General features: G+C 73.1%; 1 protein-coding gene. It reads left to right on the forward strand.

Annotated features, from left to right (window positions below):
- Positions 1–639, forward strand: a 639-nt coding sequence (locus GM676_RS31345; protein ID WP_170304397.1) for a transglutaminase-like domain-containing protein, incomplete at both ends; no start/stop codon positions are given.

A 639-nucleotide genomic window follows, 5' to 3' on the forward strand; every position in this document is an offset into this window, starting at 1 on the left:
GGCGGCCCGGCGGGCGGGGTGCCGGCGGCGCTGGCGCAGCGGCTGAGCGAGGCGGTGCTGGCGCGCTTTCGCGGCGGCCGCTTCCGCTACACGCTGGCGCCGCCGCTGCTGGGGCGCGACGCGGTGGACGACTTTCTGTTCGACAGCCAGGCCGGTTTCTGCGAGCACTACGCCGGCGCCTATGTGGTGCTGATGCGCGCCATGGGGGTGGCGGCGCGCGTGGTCACCGGCTATCAGGGCGGCGAGCTGAATCCGGTCGACGGCTATCTCACCGTGCGCCAGTCCGACGCCCACGCCTGGGCCGAGTTCTGGAGCGCCGAGGCCGGCTGGCGGCGGGTCGATCCCACCGCCGCCGTGGCGCCCGCGCGGGTCGAGCGCAATCTGGCGCGGGCCCTGCCGCGCCCGGCCGCCTTCGGCCTGGCGCCGCTGCTGGCGCTGCAAGACGATCCATCCTCGTGGCTGGCGCGGCTGCGTTACCACTACGCGGCGCTGAATAATTCTTGGAATCAATGGGTCCTGGATTACAATCCCGATAGGCAGCGAAGTTTCCTTGAGGAACTAGGCGCGGCGCTGGGCAACTGGCGCGGCGCGGCTGGCGCGGCGCTGGTGGCGGCCTTGCTGGCGCTGCTGCGCTGGCGG

Source organism: Duganella radicis (assembly GCF_009720825.1).
GTDB lineage: Bacteria > Pseudomonadota > Gammaproteobacteria > Burkholderiales > Burkholderiaceae_D > Rugamonas > Rugamonas radicis.